This window comes from Stenotrophomonas sp. SrG (assembly GCF_050031795.1).
Taxonomy (GTDB): Bacteria; Pseudomonadota; Gammaproteobacteria; order Xanthomonadales; family Xanthomonadaceae; genus Stenotrophomonas; species Stenotrophomonas rhizophila_A.
Map to the genome: position 1 here is coordinate 1 of NZ_JBNBBE010000166.1, position 285 is coordinate 285.

At 69.1% G+C, this 285-nt stretch carries 1 protein-coding gene; it reads left to right on the forward strand.

Going from position 1 to position 285, the window contains the following annotated elements; all coding sequences use genetic code 11:
• Window positions 1–5: 5 nt before the first annotated feature.
• The coding region (locus ACQG3P_RS19385) for a hypothetical protein (RefSeq protein ID WP_426805951.1) at window positions 6–285 on the forward strand (280 nt) is incomplete at its 3' end.

The following is a 285-nucleotide window of genomic DNA, read 5'->3' on the forward strand; positions in this document are numbered from 1 at the left end:
CGGCAGTGCCGGCGGCGCCCAAGGTCCTGGACAGCATCGACGACATGTCGCCCTGGAAGCTGATGGTGTCCGACCAGGTCAGCGGCTCGCTGCGCAGCGTGGCCGGCGCCAACGGCGGCCGCGCGCTGTGCGGGGACTACGACTTCCACGAAGTCTCCGGCTACGTGGCGATCCGCCGCGAGCTGCCCATCACCTGGCCGGACCACTACCAGGTCGGCTTCCAGCTGCGCGGCGATTCGCCCGGCAATGACCTGCAGTTCAAGCTGATCGGTACCAGCGGCGACA